This window comes from Sphingomonas sp. P4_D12, from assembly GCF_056401895.1.
The window spans coordinates 193,364-212,815 of the sequence record NZ_JBFUIL010000006.1 but is presented as its reverse complement, the minus strand read 5'-3'; the positions used below and the strand labels follow the sequence as shown (position 1 = coordinate 212,815).

Sequence of the window (19,452 nt, the reverse complement as noted above, 5' to 3'; positions counted from 1 at the left end):
GTGAAGCCGGCTGGAGAGGCCTTGCCGCCCCAGCCGACCGGTTCAGGCGACGCCAAGCTTGCCGCGGTCGCCGCCGCGCGGGCTGGCGAGTTCCTCGGGCGCGACGAAATCGGCCAGGTCCGCCGCTTCGTAGAATGGCCGGATTTCGACCTCGCTGCCGGCCATCATGGGGTAGCGCGTGGCCCAGGCCACGGCCTCGTCCATGTCCCTGACTTCCCAGATCGAGAAGCCCGCGATCAGCTCGCGCGCTTCGGCGAACGGCCCGTCGGTGACCGTGCTGCTGCCGCCCTCGTACGCGATACGCTTCGATTCGGTGCCGGGCTTGAGCCCGGCGCCGGCGATGAAGATGCCGGCCTCGACCAGTTCCTCGGTGAACCGGTCCATCGCCGCGAACGCTTCCAGCATTTCGGAGGTGGGCGCGAGGCCCGCTTCGGTGTCCTCGTTGCCTTTCACCAGCACCATTACACGCATCGTCTGTCTCCTTGGTCGAGCCGGCCCCAATTGGCGTCTCATCGGGACGACGAACGAGTGTGTCGGAAATCGACATGAGTTCGCAAATTTTTTCCGACGGGCAATGTGCGTGGTTGGTTAGGCTGACTGACCAGCCGTGTCGCTCCGCTTTGGTGTCCTTCAATTCTCCGCGGCGATCAGTTCCAGCGCGGCGTCCACCGCCTTGGTCGCTTCGACGCCCGGTGGGATGTCGTTGGCATAAGTCGAGAAGGTCAACGTACGGCCGCTCTTGGCAATCATATAGCCCGACAAGGCAGCCGAGGCGTTGAGCGTGCCGGTCTTGGCGAACAATTTGTGGTCGAGCAAAGTCCCGCCGAAGCGCTTTGCCAGCGTGCCGTCGACCCCGCCGACAGGCAAAGTCTCGCGCCACGCCGCGCCCCAGGGCTGCGTCGCGATCCAGCGCAGCATGATCACCGCGCCGCGCGGTGCGACGCGGTTGTAGCTCGACATGCCCGACCCATCCGAGAAGTCGAATGCCGCGCGCGGCACGCCGGCCTTGGAGAGCATCGCGCGCACCGCGACCTGGCCATCGGCGATCGATCCGCTGCCGGCGACCAGCGACGAGCGGCGCAGGAACAGTTCGGCGTGGAGATTCTGGCTGACCTTCATCGTCAGATGCATGTCATCGATCAGCGGCGGCGGAGTCAGCTTGGCGAGTGCCGGGGGCAATGGCGGCCGGGCGGGCGGCGCGTTGCCGCGGATCGCCGGATCGTCGCCGGGCATCAATGGACGGTGGCGGACGTTGACCTTGCCGGTGACGCGGACACCGCGTGCCTTCAACAACTGGACGAAGCGCCAGGCGGCGTAGCGCGCCGGATCGTCGATCCCGACGCGCAGCTTTTCGGGCTTGGCGTCGGCGCCGACCGTGCCGGTCAGGCGAAGCTCAAAGCCATTGGGCGCGCGATCGAACTCGACCGAGCTTTTCGCGCCGGGAACGGTGATCAGACGGTTATCGACCGTGTAATAAGCCGGCAGCTCGACCTTGGGCACCGAACCGACCGGGCCGGGCGTGATGGTCACCGGTAATTCATTGTCGTCCATCGTCAGCGCCGAGGTGCCGGTACCCGATCGCGTCGGGATGTTGTTCCAGCTCATCCCCGGGCCCCAGCGCTCGTCGGGCAAAAGGGTGTCGTCGCCGATGACATCGCCGACCACGCGCGTCTTTTTCGCGACCGCATCGGCGAGCGTCGTCAGGCAATCGACCGTGCAATCGTCGGCGCCCGACAGCCGCGCGTCGCCATTGCCGATCAGCACGACGTCGCGCCCGTCGAGCCGCACAGCGGCACCCCCGGTCGTGTCGGGCTGGGTCAGGTCGCCCATCGTCGCCAGCGCCGTCGCGGTGGTGAACATCTTGGTGTTCGACGCCGGGATGAAGCGCGCATCGGGGTTGATCGCGACCACGTCGCGGCCCTGGTCGTCGACCACGACGATGCCGAACCGCGTCCCCGGCCCGGCCAGCTGTGCCAGCGTCGCCTCGACCCGCGCCGTGAGGTCCTTGTCCTGCGCCGTCGCGGGAACCGAGACGGTCAGCGCAGCGAGCAGGGCGAGCGTGGTTTTCTTCGTCGGCAATGTCGCCATCGGATCCTCTATTGTTTGGGAATGCGGGTCGCGCTGGGCTCGTCGATCCATTGCCGCTCCATGGCATCGCCGGTCAGGCGAACTCGGAGATGATCGTCATAGCCCTCGATCGAGAACAGCCCGTCGGCGGTCAGCGGTACCAGCTTCACCACCTGACCGTTGGTCCGCTGGTAGGTCAGGCCGCCATTCTGAAACCCGATGCGGTTGGTGCCATAGACGCCGGTCCACGACCGGAGCTTGGCCTCGGCGATTACCGGCGGACGCAGGCGGGCATCGATGGCGATGCGCGCCCATTGCCAATCGGCACGATGGCCGGCGTCCGCGTTGGGCCGAGCGGCGAGCGATGCCAGCGCCAGCGACTGGGCGGTATCCAATGCCAGGCCGGGATCGATCGCCACGTCGGGCGACACACCGTTCTTCTCCCAGTTCGACTGCGATATCGGATGGACCGGTCGGCCGAACGAGACGCTCAGCATGAATCCAGGTGCGATCGGCGAAAAGCGGTTGTTGTTCGCCGCACCCGCGGTCGTCGCGCCGATCAATGTTCCCAGCCGAAATTGCTGGACGTCATAGGCAAAGGCCTCCGCGGCCGACCCGACATATTGGTCGATCAGCACATAGAGCGGCTTGCCCTTGAGCCGTCCGGCCGGAAGATATTCCAGCGTCCGCGACTGCGACGGCGGCTCGCCGGCCTGAAGGAAGGTCATGTCGAGCGTGTCGCCGTCCATGAAGTGGCTGAGCAGATAGCGGACCGCGGCATGCGAGCCGCCGCCATTGCCGCGCAAGTCGATGATGACGGCATCGCCGTCGCGCAGGAAGCGCATGGCGGAATCGTACGCTGCGCCGGTCTGGTCATCGACCCACTCGAACCCGGTGATCTTCAGATAGCGGACATTGCCCGGCAGGATGTCCATCCGGGCCAGGCCATGATTGGCGCGGATCGCGGTGCGGCGGTGGATCGCTGCCAGCGCCGGGCTCTCCTTCTGGTCGTTTGCGGCGGTCCCGGCGTTCCCCGCTGCGGCGAATTCGTCAGGCGCGTAGTTGAGATACATGTGCCGGTCGTTGCTGGCGGCGCGGAGATCGGTCGTTACCCGTTCGGCGAAGACGCTGGGATCGGCGGTGTCGTAGCGCTGGGTGAGCCCCTCCTTCAGCCTGGCGACGATCGCGGGAACGCGGTCGGGAAAGACATAGCCTTTTTCGATCGTGCCGATGATCTGGTCGATCGCGGCGTTACGTGCCGCTGGCGTCAGCGCGATGGCGGTACCGGTGCGTGCCACCGCGGTAGGCGCCGCGCGTTGTGCCTGGACGGGCATGGACGTTGCCGATGCGAGCAAGGCGACGATCGCGAAGCGAGGGGCGGTCATTTTCGGGTCTCCAGCGAAAGGATGATTCGCTGAAAGGGTAGATCGACTACATCTGTAGTCAACAATGATTCCTGTCGGAACAACGGTATCGCGATTTGTGCTCACGAAAAAGCGAGCGGCGACGCCGCCCATTCGGCGCGTGCCCGCGCGATCAATGTCTTGAGCGTCGCTGCCTGCCGCCGCCACGCGCCCTCGGTCGCCGCGTCCCAATGGTCGATCGTGTCGCGCAGCGCATCGATCGCGAAGTCGACGAACACATCATATTCGTCCTGGCGGAGCTCGCCGTAATTGCGGTGGTTGAAGACGAGTTCGGCAACCTGGCTCCAGACCCATTTACGATCCTGTGCCAGCCCGTACATCCATTGCAGCGTCTCGTCGGTCATCCGCACCGAGGTGGCGTCGACATGGATGAAGATCGCGCGGCGTTCGGGGAAGCGCGCGAAGAAGCGATCGAACAACAGCCCGCGCATCGCGGCCTCGCGGCCGTCGAGCGCGATCAGGCTCGCTTCGATCAGCGGGGCGTCACTCATCGTCGGCCGAGCGATAGATGTCTTCGTCGAGCTCGCCTTCCCAGCGCGCGACGGTCGTGGCGACGGCGAGGTTGGCACACGCGCTGGGCACGGTGCGGGTCATGTCGAGCAGGCGGTCGAACGGTAGGACGAAGCCGACGACGAGCGCGGTCTGCTCGGGCGGGACGCCGACCGCCGACAGCACCGCGGCGAGCATGAACAGCGACGCGGAGGGGACCGGCGCGGTGCCAAACGCGGCGAGCGATCCGGTGAGCAGGACGAGCAGGTATACCGAGGGCGTCAACGGTGTGCCGAACGCCTGGAGCGCGAACAGGCTGAGCAGCCCGACATACATCGCGGTGCCGTCCTTGCCGATGCTCGCGCCCAAGGGCAGCACGGTCGAATAGACCGGACGGCTGATGCCGAGATTGTCCTCGGACACGCGCATCGCGACGGGGAGCGTCGCCCCGCTCGACGCGGTCGAAAAGGCGACGACCAGCGCGTCGACGATGCCGCGGAAGAAGGGCAGCACCGGTAGCTTGGCGACCAGGCGCAGCAACAGGCTGTGCACCACCAGCATCTGGATCAGCGACCCGACGACCACCGCCAGCGCGAGCCAGCCGACATGGACGAAAACCGCGGCGCCATTGGCCGCGACCGCATTGGCGATCAGTGCGAACACGCCGAACGGAGTCGCTTCCATCACGATCGTCACGACCTTGAGCAGCACCGCCGAGGTCGCCTGGAGGAACGTGGCGAATGGCTTGCCCGCTTCCCCGGTCAGCACCGTGCCGACCCCGAACAGGATCGCGACGAAGATGAGGGCGAGCATGTCGCCCTTGGCCAGCGCATCGACGATGTTGAGCGGAATGATAGCGATCAATTGGTCATAGGGCGTGACCGGCGTGCCCAGCGCGTGCGGCGCGGCGGTGCCGAGCGGGGCGCCGGCGCCGGGGCGGATCACGGTCGCGACCAGCATGCCGACCGACACCGCGATCGCGGTGGTCGCCGCGAACAGCCCGATCGTGCGCGCGCCAAGGCTGCCGAGCTTCCTGGGATCGGCGAGGCTGGTGATGCCGGCGGCGATCGTCACCAGCACGATCGGCGCGACCAGCATGCGGATCGCGCGGACGAACAGGTCGCCGATGAACTGGACGTACGGGGCGCCCGCCGGCCAGGCGAGCGCGAAGATCACGCCGAGGATGAGCGCGCCGACGACGCGCTGCCACAAGGGGATGGCGAACCAGAAGCGCAGAGGGTTCACAGGCTCTCACCCTTCCCATCGCTGGCGCGATGGGCCCCTTCCCTCTCCCGCATGCGGGAGAGGGAGGGAGGCGCGAAGCGCCGGAAGGGTGAGGGCAGCATTATGAACAGGTGCCGGGCGTCGGCGTATGCGGCAGCGCGCGGCCGGCGGCGGAGCCGGTCAGCTTGCCGTTGTCGACCGCGACCTTGCCATTGACGACGACAGTCTTCACGCCGGTCGCCGGCAAAGTCGGCTGCTCGTAGGTCGCCTGCGCGGCATAGGTCTTCGGGTCGAACATCACGACGTCGGCGAACGCCCCAGGCTTGAGCTCGCCGCGTCCGGTCAGTCCGAACCATTTGGCGGTGACCGACGAACTGCGCTCGATGAAATCGCGCAGGCTGATCACCTTATCCGCGACGACATATTTGGCATATTTGCGCGCGAACGTCCCCCAGACGCGGGGGTGGCCGCTCGACGCGTCGCTGTCGGTCATCACCCAGGGCTGCTTCATGAACGCGGCGATGTCGGCTTCGCTCTGGTTGAACGAGACGACCCCGGCATCGTGCACCCGGATCGCCGCGATCGCGGCCGAGATCGGATCGGTCTTCATTACCGCGGCAATCTCGTCGAGGCGTTTGCCGCGCCATTGCCCCTCCGTGATCAGCAGCGAATGCGGCCCGCCACGCTTTCGCATATTTTCGGCGATGCCTTCCCGCAGCTTCTGCTTGAGCGCGGGATCATCGAACCGCTTGATCAGCGCGGCATCGCCACCGTCCTGCGCCCAGAGCGGGATCAAGGAGGCGACTAGGCTCGTGCCTGAGGCGGACCAGGGATATTGGCTGGCGGTGATGTTGACCCCGGCCGCGCGCGCGGCGTCGATCTTGGCGATGATCGCCGGCGCCATGCCCTGGACATCGACGCCCAGCGCCTTGATGTGGCTGATATGGATCGGCATGCCGGTCGCCTTGCCGATCGCGATCGCTTCGTCGATCGCGGCGGCGAGGCCGACGGTGTAGCTCGATTCGTCGCGGATATGGCTGTCGTAATAGCCGCCGCGCTTGGCCGCTTCCTGCGACAGCGCGATCACTTCGTCGGTCTTGGAGAAACTCTGCGGCGCGTAGAACAGCCCGGTCGAGAAGCCGATCGCGCCTTCGCACATGCCCTTGGCGACCAGCGCCTTTTCCTTGTCGAGCTCGGCCGGCGTCGGCGCGCGATTGGCACCGCCGATCACTTGGCTGCGGATCGCGCCGAAGCCGACATAGGTGACGAAGTTGGGCCCGACCGGCTTGGTCTTGGGCGTCGCCAAGGTCGCGGCGACATCGGTGCCGCCGCCGCCATCGTTGCCGATGAACGCGGTGGTCACGCCCTGGAGCAGGAAAGCGGGGATCAGCCGCGTCTTCGCGTCGGCCGAGGCGAGCCAGGGGCCGGCATGGGTGTGCGGATCGATGAAGCCGGGCGCGACGATCATGCCGGTCGCGTCGATCGTCCGCGCGGCGGCGATTTTCAGGCTCGGCCCGACCGCGACGATCTTGTCGTCCTTGATCGCGACATCGCCCGTGAAGGGTGCGGCATCGCCGGTATAGACGGTGCCGCCGCGCAGGATCAGGTCGGCTTGCATGGCGGGGGAGGGTGCGGCGCCGATCGAACAACCGGCGAGCAAGGTGGCGGTAAGAGCGAGGCGCAACTTCATGGCCGCGATCCTTTCGGTCGCGGCAGTCGGCGTCAAGGATGGGCTAGCGATTCCTCGGTGATGGTATAGCTCGAGTGCATACCCTTGTCGGTCGGCACGTCGGTCGCGAAATAGGCCACGCCGGTACCGCTGGCGGAGTCGACCCACAATCCGGATTTGAGACCATAAGCGTCGCCAAGATGCCCGAACCGCCGCTTGCCGTCGCCGAACGGATCGTCGCGACACCCCGCTTGCGGCGTCGGAATCACGAACATGCCGAGGCCATAGCTGCACACCCAGCCGTCGCCGATGTCGCCGTTCTTGCCGTCATAGGTCCAGGCGGGCGTCTCCATCAGCTTGAGCGACGCGGGCGAGAGCAGCCGCACACCGTCGACCTTGCCGTTGCCGAGCAGCATCCGCCCGATCCGCTCGAGCCCGCGCGCCGAGATATGCAGCCCCGATTGCGGCGCGAAGATAGCGCCATTTGCGCCCGCCTTCCAGCGCGAGAGGTCGCAGCTGCCGTTGGTCGCCGGTGTGACCGGGCAGGCGGGGCGCTTGCCGTGATTGTCGTCGCGCGTCACCTGACCGCCGCGGAACAGCACCACGCCATGCGCGATCGTGGCGTCGTCGCACGTATCCCATTGGTAGCAAGCGTTGAGCCGGAGCGGCTTGATCACCAGCCGATCCATCAGCCGGTCGAAGCGTTCGCCGGTCGCCCGTTCCATCACCGCGGCCACGACCGGGAAGTTGAAATTGGTGTAGCGGAAGAAGCTGCCCGGGGCGTGCTCGGCGTCCCATGCCTTGGGATTGGCCAAGGTCGCGCGCATGTCGCCATCTAGCGGCAGGACATAGTCGATCGTGTCGGTCAGGCTCGAACGATGCGACAGCAGCAAGCGGAGTGTGATCGGTGTGTCCGGGAAAGCCGGATTGCGAAAGGTGTAGCCGAGCCACTTGGATATGTCCGAATCGAGATCGAGCTTGCCCTGCTCGACCAATCGCATCACCCCGATCGCCGTCACAAGCTTGGAGATCGAGGCGATCCGCACCGGGTCGTCCGGCGTTACGCCGCGATTGACCGCCGGATCGGCGAAGCCCTCGGTGCGGGCCGAGGTCTCGCCCTTGCGGTCGAACGTGACACGAACCGAAGCGACGGGTTGCGCAGCGCTCGCCGCGGCGAACAGGAGGAAGGACAGCATGGGACGAGGCTAAGGCGCGCCGGTGTTCTCGGCAATGGCCGTCGCATTCGTCATGTGCACGACCGGATTGAGTACTGCCGCGTGGCAGTGCCTCAGTAGATGCCGGTACACGCACCGGGACCCTTGTCGCGATTCTGGTCGCAGGTCCCTATGACGGACGTGAGACGCTGCAACGTAGCGAAATCACGCTGGTATCGCGCCGGGGTGGTTACGAGCGTCAGCTCCACCTCATATTCTTTTTGACGGTAGAGCGAGGCGATTCTGACGATCCTCAGCCCCGCCTTTGCCTTCATGGCGCAGACCGGGCGCTCGCTGCCGAACAGGCGCATGGTCGCGACCTGGCGGCACGATCTTGCGGTTAGCGGGCGAATACCGTCGTCGATGAATGTCCCGTCGTAATAGACCTCGATACGCGGCGTCGTGCCAGGTTCGAAACCACGTGCGATCGACGGGAAACCGATGCCGTAACACCGGCGAGGCGGAGTGAGGAAAAGGATCGTCCCATGGTCCGTTCCTGTCCAGTCGGTTGGAATTGGGCATGTCCAGGTTTCGCGCAGCGATGGGAAAGCGAGCGCATAATTCTGGCTCGTATATCGTCCATGGGCGCGTTGTGGCGAATAGGGTCTGGAGGTTTCGGCGAGAAGCAGGGCCACAGCGCTAAGCAGCATCGTCATTCTCCGGGGAGCAACGAAGGATATCGCAACCGCCGCCCCTGGCAATCGGGGCCGTCGCACTTCGCACTCTTGCCGTGTCCTGCCCCGGAGCGGCTATTTGCTGAGCGCTCCCGGCCCTGTCGGAATGCTTGTGCGGCCGCCATCGTCGAACGACCCGGCGCGATAGAGCAAGGTGATCGACACGCGGCGATTGCGCGGGTCGGCGGGGTTGTTCTCGATCATCGGCTCGCGGTCGGCGACGCCCTCGATGCGGTAGAAGCGATCCTCGACCAGTCCGCCCGATGCCAGCCGGCGGCGCGTCGCTTCGGCGCGGCCGGTCGACAGCATCCAGTTGTTCATCGCCAGCGGATTGCCATAGGCCAGATTGTCGGTGTGGCCGCGGATCATGATCGGATTTTCCATCGCCTTGACCGATCCCGCGATCATGCCGATCAGGTTGCTTGCTTCCGGCACGAGCTGGGTCGTGCCGAGCGAGAACATCGAATAATCGGCGTCGTCGACCAGGTCGATGCGCAAGCCGTCGCGGGTCTGGACGAATTTCACGTGGCTCGCGAGCTTGGCGAAGGCAGGCGACTTCATCGCCTGTTCGAGCTTGCGTTTCATGTCCTGGAAATTCTTCTGATCCTCGGCGGTCAGCCGTGCCTTGAGCGAGCCCTTTTCGCCCGAGCCGATATTGGACCCGCCGGTCGCGCCGACGGGAATGGTCAGCGACTTGGTGCCGGTCTGCGAGGCCTTGTGCGGGTAATTGTCCTTGTCGGTGATCGACGATCCGCCAAACATGCCGTTCGACCCCGCGCTATTCTCCTTCATGTTGACCAAGGTCGGGGAGAAATAGTCGGCGATGCCCCTGCGCTGCTTCTCGGTCGTCGCGCCGAGGATCCACAGCAATAGGAAGAACGCCATCATCGCGGTTACGAAGTCGGCATAGGCGACTTTCCAGGCGCCGCCATGATGCGCGCCATGGGCCTCGATATAGATCTTCTTGACGATGATCTTCGGGGGCTGATTGCTGCCGTGGGGAGCGCGCGCGGCCATCAGGCGACCTCCGCTTTCAGCAGGATATTGGTTCGCGCAGAGGCGCGGACGACGCCGAGAGGCGTTGCCCGGCCGCGCCGGCGGCCCTTCGCTCTGAGCGGCCCGGAATAGCTGCGCTGATGCGCGGGTGAACGCCTTTGCGTCCTCTGCGCCTCTGCGCGAATATCAAGGACGAACGCCGGCCTCTGCACGATCAGCGTCCACGCAGACCGTCGAAGACCTCGGCGAACGCGGGCTGGTTCGAATGCGCGATGCCCGAGCGCGCGGCCTCGATCACCAGCGGCTGCGGGTGACCGTGCAGCGAGGCGATGATGATCTGCTTGACGACGTGATAGATCGCCGCGTCGGCTTCGATGATCTGCTTGAGGCGCGTCGCCAGCGGGCCGACCATGCCATAAGCAAGCAACACGCCCAGGAAGGTACCGACCAGCGCCGAGCCGATCATCGCGCCCAGGATCGCGGGCGGCTTGTCGATCGAGCCCATCGTTTTCACGACGCCGAGCACCGCCGCGACGATACCCAAAGCGGGCAGCGCGTCGGCCAGGTTCTGCAGCGTCCCCTGCGGCCCCTCGACTTCGTGGTGGTGGGTCTTGATCGCGTTATCCATCACTTCCTCGACCGCGTGGACGTCAAGCGTGCCCGACGAAACGACGACGAGGCGCAACGTGTCCGCGATCAGATTGACCAAGGTGTGGTCGGCGAGCAGGCGGGGATATTCGGCGAAGATCGCCGACGATTTGGGGTCCTCGACATGCGGTTCGAGCGCGATCGGCCCGTCCATCCGCAGCATCTTCATCAGCTTTGAGACGAGGAAGATGACGTCGAGATAATCCTGTTTCTTGTATTTCGGCCCCTTCATCACTTTCATGATGCCGCTGCCCAGGCCTTTCAGCTCCTTGGGCGAGTTGCCGATGATCAGCGCGCCGGCCCCGGCGCCGCCGATGATGAGCATTTCGTGGGGAATGGCCTCGAGCACGGGCCCCAGCGCGCCGCCGGTGAAGACGAACCCGCCGAAGACCATCGCCAGTAGGACAACGAGGCCGATTGCCGGAAACATCTTAGCTCTACTTACCCCCTGCAATCACGGCCTAACCGGATAACGACCGGTTCGATCGATGGTTAACCGGCTTTTCGTAGCCAACCGGTTAAGGACGTTGCGGTTTGTCGATTCAGCGGAGCTGAACCGGGTGCGGCGCCACCCTCCGCAGCATCGCTGGAGCGGCTGCGGAGGGTGGCGCCGCCGGACTTATTTCAGGAAGTCGAACAGCGACATGCTGGCGAGCTTGGTGAAGCTCGCCTGGGTCGCCTGCAAGACCGTCATCGTCTTCTGCAAATTGGTGATCGTCGCGGTGACGTCGGTGTCCTCGAGCGCCGATCGGGCCGCTTCGCGATTGGTGGCGATATCCTTGAGTCGCGAGGTTTCCAGATCGACTCGCGCTGCGCGGGCGCCGAGCCCGGCCTGGACGCTCGCCGCCTGGTCGTTGGCTGCCTGCAGCGCGTCGCCGGTCGCGCCGGCGATGGTCGAGACGTTACCGGAGCCCCTGAGTGCGGCCGAGAGCGAGGAAATGGTGGAGAGAATGTTGCCACCGCTCGAATCGACGAACACGCGCGCGGCCGAATCGCCGGGCTGGATCGACTCGTTGGCGCCGACCGGGATCGATGTCGGGCCGGTGGCCGCGAAGCTGAACGTGCCATCGGCATTCCTGGTCACGGCATCGGCGTCGCCATTGGCGAACACCGCAGCGCCGCGCGAATCCTTGACGTTGGCATAGCTGACCAGATTGGTGACGATGGCGTCGAGCTGGTCGGCGATCGCCACGCGATCGCTTGGCGACAGCGTACCACTGTTCGCCTTGACCGCGAGCTCCTTGGCTTGCTGGAGCGCGTCGGTGATCGAGCTCAGCGTGCTGTCGGCCTGGCTCAAGGTCGTGCCGGCGAGCGTCAAATTGCCGCCATAAGCGAGGTCGTCGGCGCCATCGCGCGCGAGGCTCTGCAGCCGCCGCCAGGACACCGCGTCGTCGGATGGCGCGTTGATCCGCTTGGTCGTCGCAATCTGCGTCTGCAATTGATCCGCGGTCGCGGTCAGCGACTGCATATTCTGTTGGTTGAACGCGTAGAATTGGTTGGTCGAGATCTGCATCGGGGCTACCTGATATCGAGGATCGTCTGCATCGTTTCGCGCGCGACCTGGATGACGCGGCTGGTCGCCGCATAGGCCTGCTGGAAGCGCATCAGGTCGACCGCCTCGCTGTCGAGATTGACGCCGGAAGCGCTATCGCGCGCCGCGACGGCGTTGCTGTGGATCGTGTTCTGCGCCGCGGCCACCGCCTTGCGCTGCGACAGGGTCGCGGCATTGGCGGTCGTCATGTCGACGATGCGATTCTCGTAACCGGCAGACGTGCGCAGCGCGGCGAGTGCCGTGAGGTTGGTGTTGTCGCGAGTCCCGCCGCCGACCGCTGCCGCGGCGATGCCGCGCGGGTCGTCGAGGGTGACCATCATGTCGGCGGTACCGCCAGTGCCGAGCGCGAACAGCGGCTGGCCGGGATTGCCGTCGAGGTCGCGCCCGCCGGCCTGGACCGTGTTGACCCCAGTGGCAAAATCCTGGGCCACGGCCTGAAGTTGGCTCTTGGCGTCGACCACCCGCTGCATCGAATCGACCACGCCCGCCAGCGCGCCGCCGCTCGGGGCGAGACTCTGTTGCGCGGCGCCGTTGAGCACATTGAACGACACCGCGCCGGCCGAATTGGAGGTGTAGATGACCGTCGCGGCCTGCGCGCCGGAGACCAGGACGGGGCCGGCGCTGCCGCCGCCATGCACGGTGGCGCGGCCGATCGCATCGAAGTCGACCGAGATGTCGGTCAGCGCGCTCATCTGTTCGAGCACCTGGTCGCGCTGGTCGAGCAACGCCGCGGCGCCCGCAGTGCCGGCGGCGGCGCGACTGAGGCCGTCATTGATCCGGGCGAGCGTGGCAGTTGCGGAATTGAGCGATTCGACCGACGAGCGCGCGGTGCCGTCGAGATCCTGGGCAACCTGATCGAGCGCCTTGCCGGTACTCGAAAACGCGCTGGCGACGCCGGACGCGGCTTCGAGCATCGAGGCGCGCGCGCCCAGCGATGTCGGATCGGCGGCGAGCGTGGTCGAGGCGGTGAAGAAGTCCGACAGTCGGGTGCTCAGCTGATTGCCGTCGAGGCTCGATTCGATGCGGTCGAGCCAGGTGACGCTGGTCTCGGTCCGCGCCAGGTCGGAACCCGCGGTGCGAACCTGGGCCGCGGCGTAGAAATCGCCGGCGCGGACGATCCCGGTAACCAGTGAGCCCATGCCGTTGAGCGACGTGTTCTTGCCGACCGCGGCCACCTCGGAGGTCGAAGCGGAGCGGCGCGAATAGCCAACCGTGCCGGCGTTGGAGATATTCTCCGACACGGTGTTGAGCGCGACCTGATAGGCCTTGAGCCCGCTCGCGCCGATCGACAGCATGTCGCTCATGACGTGGTTCCTGCGTCAGGCGTGGCCGGTGCGGGGGACGCCGCCGATGTGGCTGAGGCGGCCGCTGCATCCTGCAGCGCCTTTCGCGATTTCGCGAGGAACTCGGTCATCGCCTTGCCGATGCCGATCGGCTGATGCGCGGCCATGCTCTCCGCGACTTGCTTGTCCTGCATGTCGCGAAAGGTTTCCGAATTCTTGGAGTCGAACAATCCGTCGCCCAGATTGGCCTGGCGCATCGACTTCAGCATCATCCCGATGAACACCGATTCGAACTGCTGGCCGGCCTTTTTAAGATTGGCAAGCGACGTCAGCCGGCTGGTGTCGGTCGAGATGCCCGCCGTCGGCTGGGCCAAGGGCTGGGTCGGTGAAGGAATATCGGTCACAGGATGATCAGGTCCGCTTTGAGCGCACCCGCTTCCTTGAGCGCCTCGAGGATCGCTACGAGGTCCGACGGCGTGGCGCCGATCGCGTTCACCGCCTTGACGATATCGGCCAGCTTGGGTCCCGGGTTCATCAGGAACATCGGACGCTTCTCTTCCTCGACACTGACGCCGGATTTCTGTTCGTTGGCGGTCTGGCCCTGGCTGAACGGGGCGGGCTGGACCACGGTCTGCTTCTCGTCGATGCGGACGGTCAGCTTGCCATGCGTGATCGCGGCGGCGCCGACGCGGACGGTTGAATTGATCACGACCGTACCGGTCCGGGCATTGACGATCACGCGCGCGGGTGGGTCGGCCGAGGTGACAGTCAGGTTCTCGATCTCGCTCATCATCGTCGCGCGGACATCGGCGCCGGCAGGGGCGTTGACCTTGATCGACACGCCGTCGACCGCGTCGGCGACGCCGCCGCCGAACCGCGCGTTGATCGCGGTGGCGACATTCTGCGCGGTCGTGAAATCGGCGCGGGCGAGGTTGAAGACGAGCGTCGGCGCGGTTTCGAACCCGGTATCGACCGTGCGTTCGACCGTGGCGCCTTCGGGGATACGGCCGGTCGAGGGGACGTTGACGACGACCGACGATCCGTCCTTGCCCTCAATGCCCAGGCCACCGACCGCGAGGTTGCCCTGCGCCATCGCATAGATCTGGCCGTCGGCACCCATCAGCGGGGTCATGATCAGCGCGCCGCCGCGCAGCGACTTGGCCTTGCCCATCGAGGCGACGGTGATGTCGATCCGTTGACCGGGCTTGGCGAAGGCCGGCAATTCGGCGGTGATCATCACCACCGCAGCGTTCTTCAGGCCGGGATTGACGCCGGCGGGCAGCTGCAGGCCGAAGCGCGACGCGACCGCCTTCATCGATTGCATGGTATATTCGAGATTGTCGTCGCCCGTGCCGGCCAGACCGACGACGATGCCGTAACCGGTCAGCTGGTTGCTGCGGATGCCCTGGAATCCGCCCAGGTCCTTGACGCGATCGGCGGCGGCCGGGGTCGCGGCGAAACCGGTCATCAGAGTCAGGAAGACGAGCAGGGCACGCAGCATGGGAGTTTATCCAATCATTCGATTAGGTCGGCATGTCGCATGGAGATGGTTAAGAGGACGCTAACCATCAAAACGGGCTGATCACCGAGAAGAAGCGGCCGAGCCAGCCCTGGCGGCCGGCGCGAGCGACGTCGCCCTTGCCGGTATAGGCGATGCGGGCATCGGCGACGCGGGTCGACAGCACACGATTGTCGGCGCTGATATCCGCGAAGCGGACGAGGCCCTTGATCTGGACAAACTCGTCGCCGCGGTTGAGCGTGACGCGCTTCTGCCCCTGCACCAGCATGGTGTTGTTGGGATAGACCGCGACGACCGTGACCGAGACTTCGCCCGACAGCGAGTTCGACTGGTCGGCGGTGCCCTTGCCGTTGAAGTTGCGCGCGCCGCTGACCGAGGCGTCGCTGGGCTTGAACAGGGACAGCGCGCCGGTGCTCGGCGGGGTCAGGCTGAACCCGCCGCCCGAATCGAGCTTGGACGACGACGACTTCGATGCCTGGGTGTTCTCGACCAGGACGATGGTCAGCGGATCGCCGACCTTCCTCGCCACCGAGCCTTCGTACAGCGCGGCATAGCCGTTCTGCGGCTGGAAGATCGATCCGTTGGCGGGCGCCGACGGCGGTGCCACTGGCGGGGCGGCGGAATAATCCTCGGCCGGCTTCTTCTTGCCGAACAGGCGCGCCTCGGCGGGCGCGCCGGCCGACAGAGCGAGCCCGATCGCGGCGGTGCCGAGGGCGATGGTGGTGACGATGCGCATCAGAGGTTCTGATTGACGTATTTGAGCATGTCGTCGGTGGCCGAGATCATCTTGGAATTGACCTCGTAGGCGCGCTGGCATTCGATCATGTCGACCAGTTCCTCGACGACGTTGACGTTCGACGCCTCGAGCATGCCCTGGCGGACGGTGCCGCGACCATCTTCGCCCGGCACGCCGAGATTGGCGGCGCCCGACGACGCGGTCTCGAGCATGTAATTGTCGCCCTTCGACTGCAGCCCGGCGGCATTGGGGAAGTTCGCGACCTGGAGCTGGCCGAGTTGGGCCGGTTCGGTCTGGCCGGCGATCGTCGCCGACACGGTGCCGTCGGTGCCGACAGTGATCTGGGTCGCACCCTCGGGCACGGTGATGCCGGGCATCACCTGATAGCCTTCGTTGGTGACCAAGAGGCCTTCGGGCGAGCGCGAGAAATTGCCCGAGCGGGTATAGCCGAGCTGGCCGCCGGGCAGCTGCACCTGGAAATAGCCGTCGCCGTCGAGCGCCAGATCGAGCGCGTTGCCGGTCTGCTGCATCGTTCCCTGGGTTTCCATCCGCGACGTGCCCTGGATGCGCACGCCGGTGCCGAGGTTGAGCCCGGTGGCGTATTTGCTGTCGCTTGACGATTGCGCGCCGGCGGCGGTCACCGTCTGATAGGACAAGGTCGCGAACGACGCGCGGTCCTTCTTGAACCCCGTCGTGTTGACGTTGGCCAGGTTGTTCGAGATCACCCGCATCCGCATGTCCTGGGCGTCCAGGCCGGTGCGGGCGATGTGCATCGCTGCGCTGCTCATCTCATTCTACTCCTTAGCTCGGCATCCGCATCACGGATGCGGCGCTCTCGTCCATGTCCTTGGCCGATTTCATCAAATTGGCCTGTACTTCGTAGCTGCGCTGGTTCTCGATCATGTCGACCAGCGACTGCGTCATGTTGACGTTCGATTGTTCGAGTGCGCCCGAGATGCACTTGGCATTCTCGTCGGTCGGCAGAATGCCGCCGCCCTGCACATGGATCAGATTGTCGAGACCCTTGCTGGTCTGCGAGCCTTGCGCGCTGGCGAATTTGATGCGGTCGATGACCTGCGGGTTCTTGGCGTCGCCGCCGACCGGGATGATCGAGATCGTCCCATCCTGCGCGATCGAGACCGACGTCGCGGGCGGCACGGTGATGGGGCCCCCCGACCCCATCACCGGGAAACCGTCGCCGGTTTCCAAAACGCCCGTCGCAGAGATGCTTAGATCGCCGCGGCGCGTATAGCCCTCACTACCATCATTCGCCTGAACCGCCATCCACTGGTCACCCGGAATGGCAATATCGAGGTTGCGCCCGGTGGTGGTAACGGCGCCCGCGCTGCGGTCGAAATCGGTTATGTTCTCCGACGCCGGCTGGCGGCTGTCGAAGCCCGCGCCCTTGAGTAGCAGGCTGTTGAAATTGACCTTCTCGGCGCGGAAGCCGATCGTCGACGCATTCGCCATATTGTTGGCGATCGCCGCCTGCGCCGCCATGTGACTCTTCAGCCCCGACGCCGCGGTATAGATCAGCTTATCCATGTCTTAGTCCCCAATGCCTCGATCATCAGCTGCGGATGTTGAAGATCGTCTCGGAAATCTGGCTGGCCGTATCGAGCGCCTTGGCATTCGCCTGGAAGTTGCGCTGTGCCGCGATCAGGCTGACCAGTTCCTCGGTGATGTCGACGTTCGACCGTTCGATCGTCGACGACATCAGATTGCCGAAGCCGTCGCTGCCCGGCGAACCGACCACCGGCGCGCCCGACACACCGGTCGCCGCCCAGGTCGAGTCGCCCAGCTGACGAAGGCCGGCCGGGTTGGTGAAGTTCGCCAAGACGACCTTGCCCAGCGACTTGACGTCGCCGTTCGAGAAGCTGGCCTTGACCATGCCGTCGCCGTCGACCGTGACGCCCTGAAGCTGGCCGATCGCGGCACCGTCGGCGCTGCGCGAGGTGATGTTGAACGCCGTCGGCGTCTGTGCGCTCGCAGCGCCCAGGGTGAAGTTGATCGACTGCGCCGCAGTGGCGCCCGTCGGAGTGACCGGATCGAACGTCGTGGCGCCGGTCGGCGCGGTCATCGCACCGGTCGCATCGAACGACATGGTGATATGGTCCGACCCGCCCGCGGTCAGCGGTTTGTCGCCGATGAAGCTATAGGCCGACCAGGTCGACGGTGCGCCAGTCGTCTCGCGCTTGAAATAGGTGGTCATGGTCTGCGGGTTGCCCGCCGAGTCATAGACGGTGGTCTGCGCCGATTGATTGTAGCTCGACGGATCGAAGCGATCGAAGGTCGCGGTGGTCGGGACCGCGGCGCTCGATGGCATATTGACCGTCATGCCGACATTCTGGGTCGGGCTGGGCGTGCCGCTGGTGGCCGGCAGCTGCAGGCTGATCGCCTGGTCGAGCCCGCTCGCGACGACCGCGCCCGATCCGTCGACCGGATAGACCTGGAGGTAATCGCCCTGGGCGTCGGTGACATAATGGTCGGGGTCGACCTTGAACCCGCCGTTGCGGGTGTAATTGACGTTCGAGCCGTTGAGCTGCGGCTTGATCGCAAAGAAGCCGTCACCCGAAATGGCGAGATCGAGCGCCGAGGCCGACTGGATGAAATTGCCCTGGCTGAATTGCTGGACGTTGCCTTTCACCATCGTGCCGGCGCCGACCATCATCGTCGGCGACAAATTGACGCTCGACGCGATGACGTCGGCGAATTCGGTGACGCTCTTCTTGAACCCGTTGGTGTCGACGTTGGCGAGGTTGTGCGAGATCGTCGACATCTGGGTCTGGGCGGCGGTGAGGCCGGAAAGCGACGTGTAAAAGGACATGGTTCAGGCTCCTTGGGAGATGGGTTGGATCAGCCGATCTGGCGAACGGCGGAGAGGTCGACGTTGCCGATCCCGGCGACGTTGAGGACGGGGCTGCCCGAGCTGGGCATCGAGACCGAAGTGACCGGCGCCCAGACCAAGGTGTGGGTGGCGACGGTGGCGCCATTGGCATTGGCGGTGCTGACGACCTTGAACGGACCCGCGCCGGCGTCGGCGCCGGCCTCGGTCTTGCCGTCCCAGTCGAAATTGACCGTGCCCTTGGTCTGCGCGCCGAGGTCGAGCGTCTTGAGGACGTTGCCGTTCTGGTCCTGGATCGTGACCTTGAGGTCGCTCGCCGCGCTGTCGACATCGACCGCGCCGGCAATGCCGCCAGTGGTGCGCCCGAACGCGGTATCGCCCTGGGTCAGCACGGTCTTGCCGACATAGGCAAGCGCGTCGTTGGCCGAGGTGCCGGTCAGCTTGTCGGCGATCGACTTCAGCGTCGAGTTCATCTCGGAAATGCCCGAGAGCGACGAGAATTGCGCCATCTGCGCAACCATCTGGGTATTGTCGACCGGGTTGAACGGGTCCTGGTTCTGCATCTGCGCGGTCATCAGCTTCAGGAAATCGGCCTGGCCAAGCGTCTGCCCGGATCCGGCCGGCGCCACCGTCGGCGTCGAGGCGCCGGTGCGTCCGATGCCGATATTGGCGAGCGTGGTATCGAAGGTCGAGGTCATCTCTTATTTCCCGAGCTTGAGGGTATCGAGGATCAGCGACTTGGCGGTCTGCATGACTTCGACATTGTTCTGGTAGCTGCGGCTGGTCTCCATCATGTCGACCAGCTCGCGGGTCTCATCGACCGCCGATTCCCAGACATTGCCGTCCTTGTCGGCCATCGGGTTGGCGGGGTCGTAGCGTTTCGTCGGGTTCTCGCCCGCGGTGACGACGCTTTCGACGTCGACCGTCGACATGCCGCTGGCCTTGTCGAAGCTGGTGCGGAACACCGGCTTGATCGTGCGATAAGCGGTGTCGGCGGAGCTCGCGACCGACCCGGCATTGGCCAGGTTGGAGGCCGTCGTATTCAGGCGCACGAGCTGCGCGCTCATCGCGCGGCCCGAGACCTGGAAGATCGTGAGCGGTCCGTTGCTCAT

The 19,452-nt window shown here is 65.5% G+C and carries 20 protein-coding genes; all 20 read right to left on the bottom strand.

From position 1 onward, the window contains the following. Nucleotides 1-42 precede the first annotated feature (42 nt). Nucleotides 43-471, bottom strand: a complete 429-nt coding sequence (locus AC1DSD_RS13580) for a YciI family protein (protein WP_478030784.1) — start codon at nucleotides 469-471, stop codon at nucleotides 43-45. 159 nt (nucleotides 472-630) lie between these two features. Then, nucleotides 631-2,088, bottom strand: coding sequence for a D-alanyl-D-alanine carboxypeptidase/D-alanyl-D-alanine endopeptidase (gene dacB / locus AC1DSD_RS13575; protein WP_478030782.1), 1,458 nt, complete (start codon nucleotides 2,086-2,088; stop codon nucleotides 631-633). 8 nt (nucleotides 2,089-2,096) lie between these two features. Further along, nucleotides 2,097-3,452, bottom strand: coding sequence for a S41 family peptidase (locus tag AC1DSD_RS13570; protein WP_478030780.1), 1,356 nt, complete (start codon nucleotides 3,450-3,452; stop codon nucleotides 2,097-2,099). 101 nt (nucleotides 3,453-3,553) lie between these two features. After that, the gene (locus AC1DSD_RS13565) at nucleotides 3,554-3,982 is read right to left on the bottom strand and encodes a globin family protein (protein ID WP_478030778.1); all 429 of its coding nucleotides are present in this window, start codon (nucleotides 3,980-3,982) and stop codon (nucleotides 3,554-3,556) included. Beyond that, on the bottom strand, nucleotides 3,975-5,225 hold the full coding sequence (locus tag AC1DSD_RS13560) for a dicarboxylate/amino acid:cation symporter (RefSeq protein WP_478030777.1): 1,251 nt from the start codon (nucleotides 5,223-5,225) through the stop codon (nucleotides 3,975-3,977). Before AC1DSD_RS13560 ends, AC1DSD_RS13565 begins: the two co-directional genes overlap by 8 nt. 100 nt (nucleotides 5,226-5,325) lie before the next feature. Next, a complete protein-coding gene (locus AC1DSD_RS13555) occupies nucleotides 5,326-6,894 on the bottom strand; it encodes an N-acyl-D-amino-acid deacylase family protein (RefSeq protein ID WP_478030775.1) in 1,569 nt (522 codons plus the stop codon). Between the two features lie 32 nt (nucleotides 6,895-6,926). Further along, nucleotides 6,927-8,069 (bottom strand): serine hydrolase domain-containing protein, encoded by a 1,143-nt coding sequence (locus AC1DSD_RS13550; protein WP_478030773.1) that lies wholly within the window; start codon nucleotides 8,067-8,069, stop codon nucleotides 6,927-6,929. A 92-nt stretch (nucleotides 8,070-8,161) separates the two neighbouring features. Then, nucleotides 8,162-8,743 carry a hypothetical protein gene (locus tag AC1DSD_RS13545; RefSeq protein WP_478030771.1) on the bottom strand — a complete coding sequence of 194 codons (582 nt, stop codon included), beginning with the start codon at nucleotides 8,741-8,743 and terminating at the stop codon, nucleotides 8,162-8,164. A gap of 93 nt (nucleotides 8,744-8,836) precedes the next feature. Continuing rightward, entirely contained in the window at nucleotides 8,837-9,778 is a 942-nt protein-coding gene (locus tag AC1DSD_RS13540; RefSeq protein WP_478030769.1) for a flagellar motor protein MotB, read from the bottom strand. A 193-nt stretch (nucleotides 9,779-9,971) separates the two neighbouring features. After that, nucleotides 9,972-10,835 (bottom strand): flagellar motor stator protein MotA, encoded by an 864-nt coding sequence (gene motA, locus AC1DSD_RS13535; protein ID WP_478030768.1) that lies wholly within the window; start codon nucleotides 10,833-10,835, stop codon nucleotides 9,972-9,974. A gap of 189 nt (nucleotides 10,836-11,024) precedes the next feature. Next, nucleotides 11,025-11,918: a flagellin N-terminal helical domain-containing protein gene (locus tag AC1DSD_RS13530; protein ID WP_478030767.1), complete on the bottom strand. Its 894-nt coding sequence runs from the start codon at nucleotides 11,916-11,918 to the stop codon at nucleotides 11,025-11,027. A 5-nt stretch (nucleotides 11,919-11,923) separates the two neighbouring features. Then, nucleotides 11,924-13,261 carry a flagellar hook-associated protein FlgK gene (flgK, locus tag AC1DSD_RS13525; protein ID WP_478030765.1) on the bottom strand — a complete coding sequence of 446 codons (1,338 nt, stop codon included), beginning with the start codon at nucleotides 13,259-13,261 and terminating at the stop codon, nucleotides 11,924-11,926. After that, a complete protein-coding gene (locus tag AC1DSD_RS13520; protein ID WP_478030764.1) occupies nucleotides 13,258-13,644 on the bottom strand; it encodes a rod-binding protein in 387 nt (128 codons plus the stop codon). The genes flgK and AC1DSD_RS13520 overlap by 4 nt, the downstream gene beginning before the upstream one ends. Then, nucleotides 13,641-14,741, bottom strand: a complete 1,101-nt coding sequence (locus AC1DSD_RS13515) for a flagellar basal body P-ring protein FlgI (RefSeq protein WP_478030762.1) — start codon at nucleotides 14,739-14,741, stop codon at nucleotides 13,641-13,643. Before AC1DSD_RS13515 ends, AC1DSD_RS13520 begins: the two co-directional genes overlap by 4 nt. 67 nt (nucleotides 14,742-14,808) lie before the next feature. Next, on the bottom strand, nucleotides 14,809-15,495 hold the full coding sequence (locus AC1DSD_RS13510; RefSeq protein WP_478030761.1) for a flagellar basal body L-ring protein FlgH: 687 nt from the start codon (nucleotides 15,493-15,495) through the stop codon (nucleotides 14,809-14,811). After that, nucleotides 15,495-16,283 (bottom strand): flagellar basal-body rod protein FlgG, encoded by a 789-nt coding sequence (gene flgG, locus AC1DSD_RS13505; RefSeq protein ID WP_478030759.1) that lies wholly within the window; start codon nucleotides 16,281-16,283, stop codon nucleotides 15,495-15,497. Before flgG ends, AC1DSD_RS13510 begins: the two co-directional genes overlap by 1 nt. Nucleotides 16,284-16,296: 13 nt before the next feature. Further along, complete coding sequence (gene flgF, locus AC1DSD_RS13500; RefSeq protein ID WP_478030758.1) at nucleotides 16,297-17,040, bottom strand: flagellar basal-body rod protein FlgF; 744 nt, start codon at nucleotides 17,038-17,040, stop codon at nucleotides 16,297-16,299. Between the two features lie 25 nt (nucleotides 17,041-17,065). Further along, nucleotides 17,066-18,322 carry a flagellar hook protein FlgE gene (locus tag AC1DSD_RS13495; protein ID WP_478030756.1) on the bottom strand — a complete coding sequence of 419 codons (1,257 nt, stop codon included), beginning with the start codon at nucleotides 18,320-18,322 and terminating at the stop codon, nucleotides 17,066-17,068. A gap of 29 nt (nucleotides 18,323-18,351) precedes the next feature. Next, a complete protein-coding gene (locus AC1DSD_RS13490; RefSeq protein ID WP_478030755.1) occupies nucleotides 18,352-19,038 on the bottom strand; it encodes a flagellar hook assembly protein FlgD in 687 nt (228 codons plus the stop codon). A 3-nt stretch (nucleotides 19,039-19,041) separates the two neighbouring features. Continuing rightward, the gene (gene flgC / locus AC1DSD_RS13485) at nucleotides 19,042-19,452 is read right to left on the bottom strand and encodes a flagellar basal body rod protein FlgC (protein ID WP_478030753.1); all 411 of its coding nucleotides are present in this window, start codon (nucleotides 19,450-19,452) and stop codon (nucleotides 19,042-19,044) included.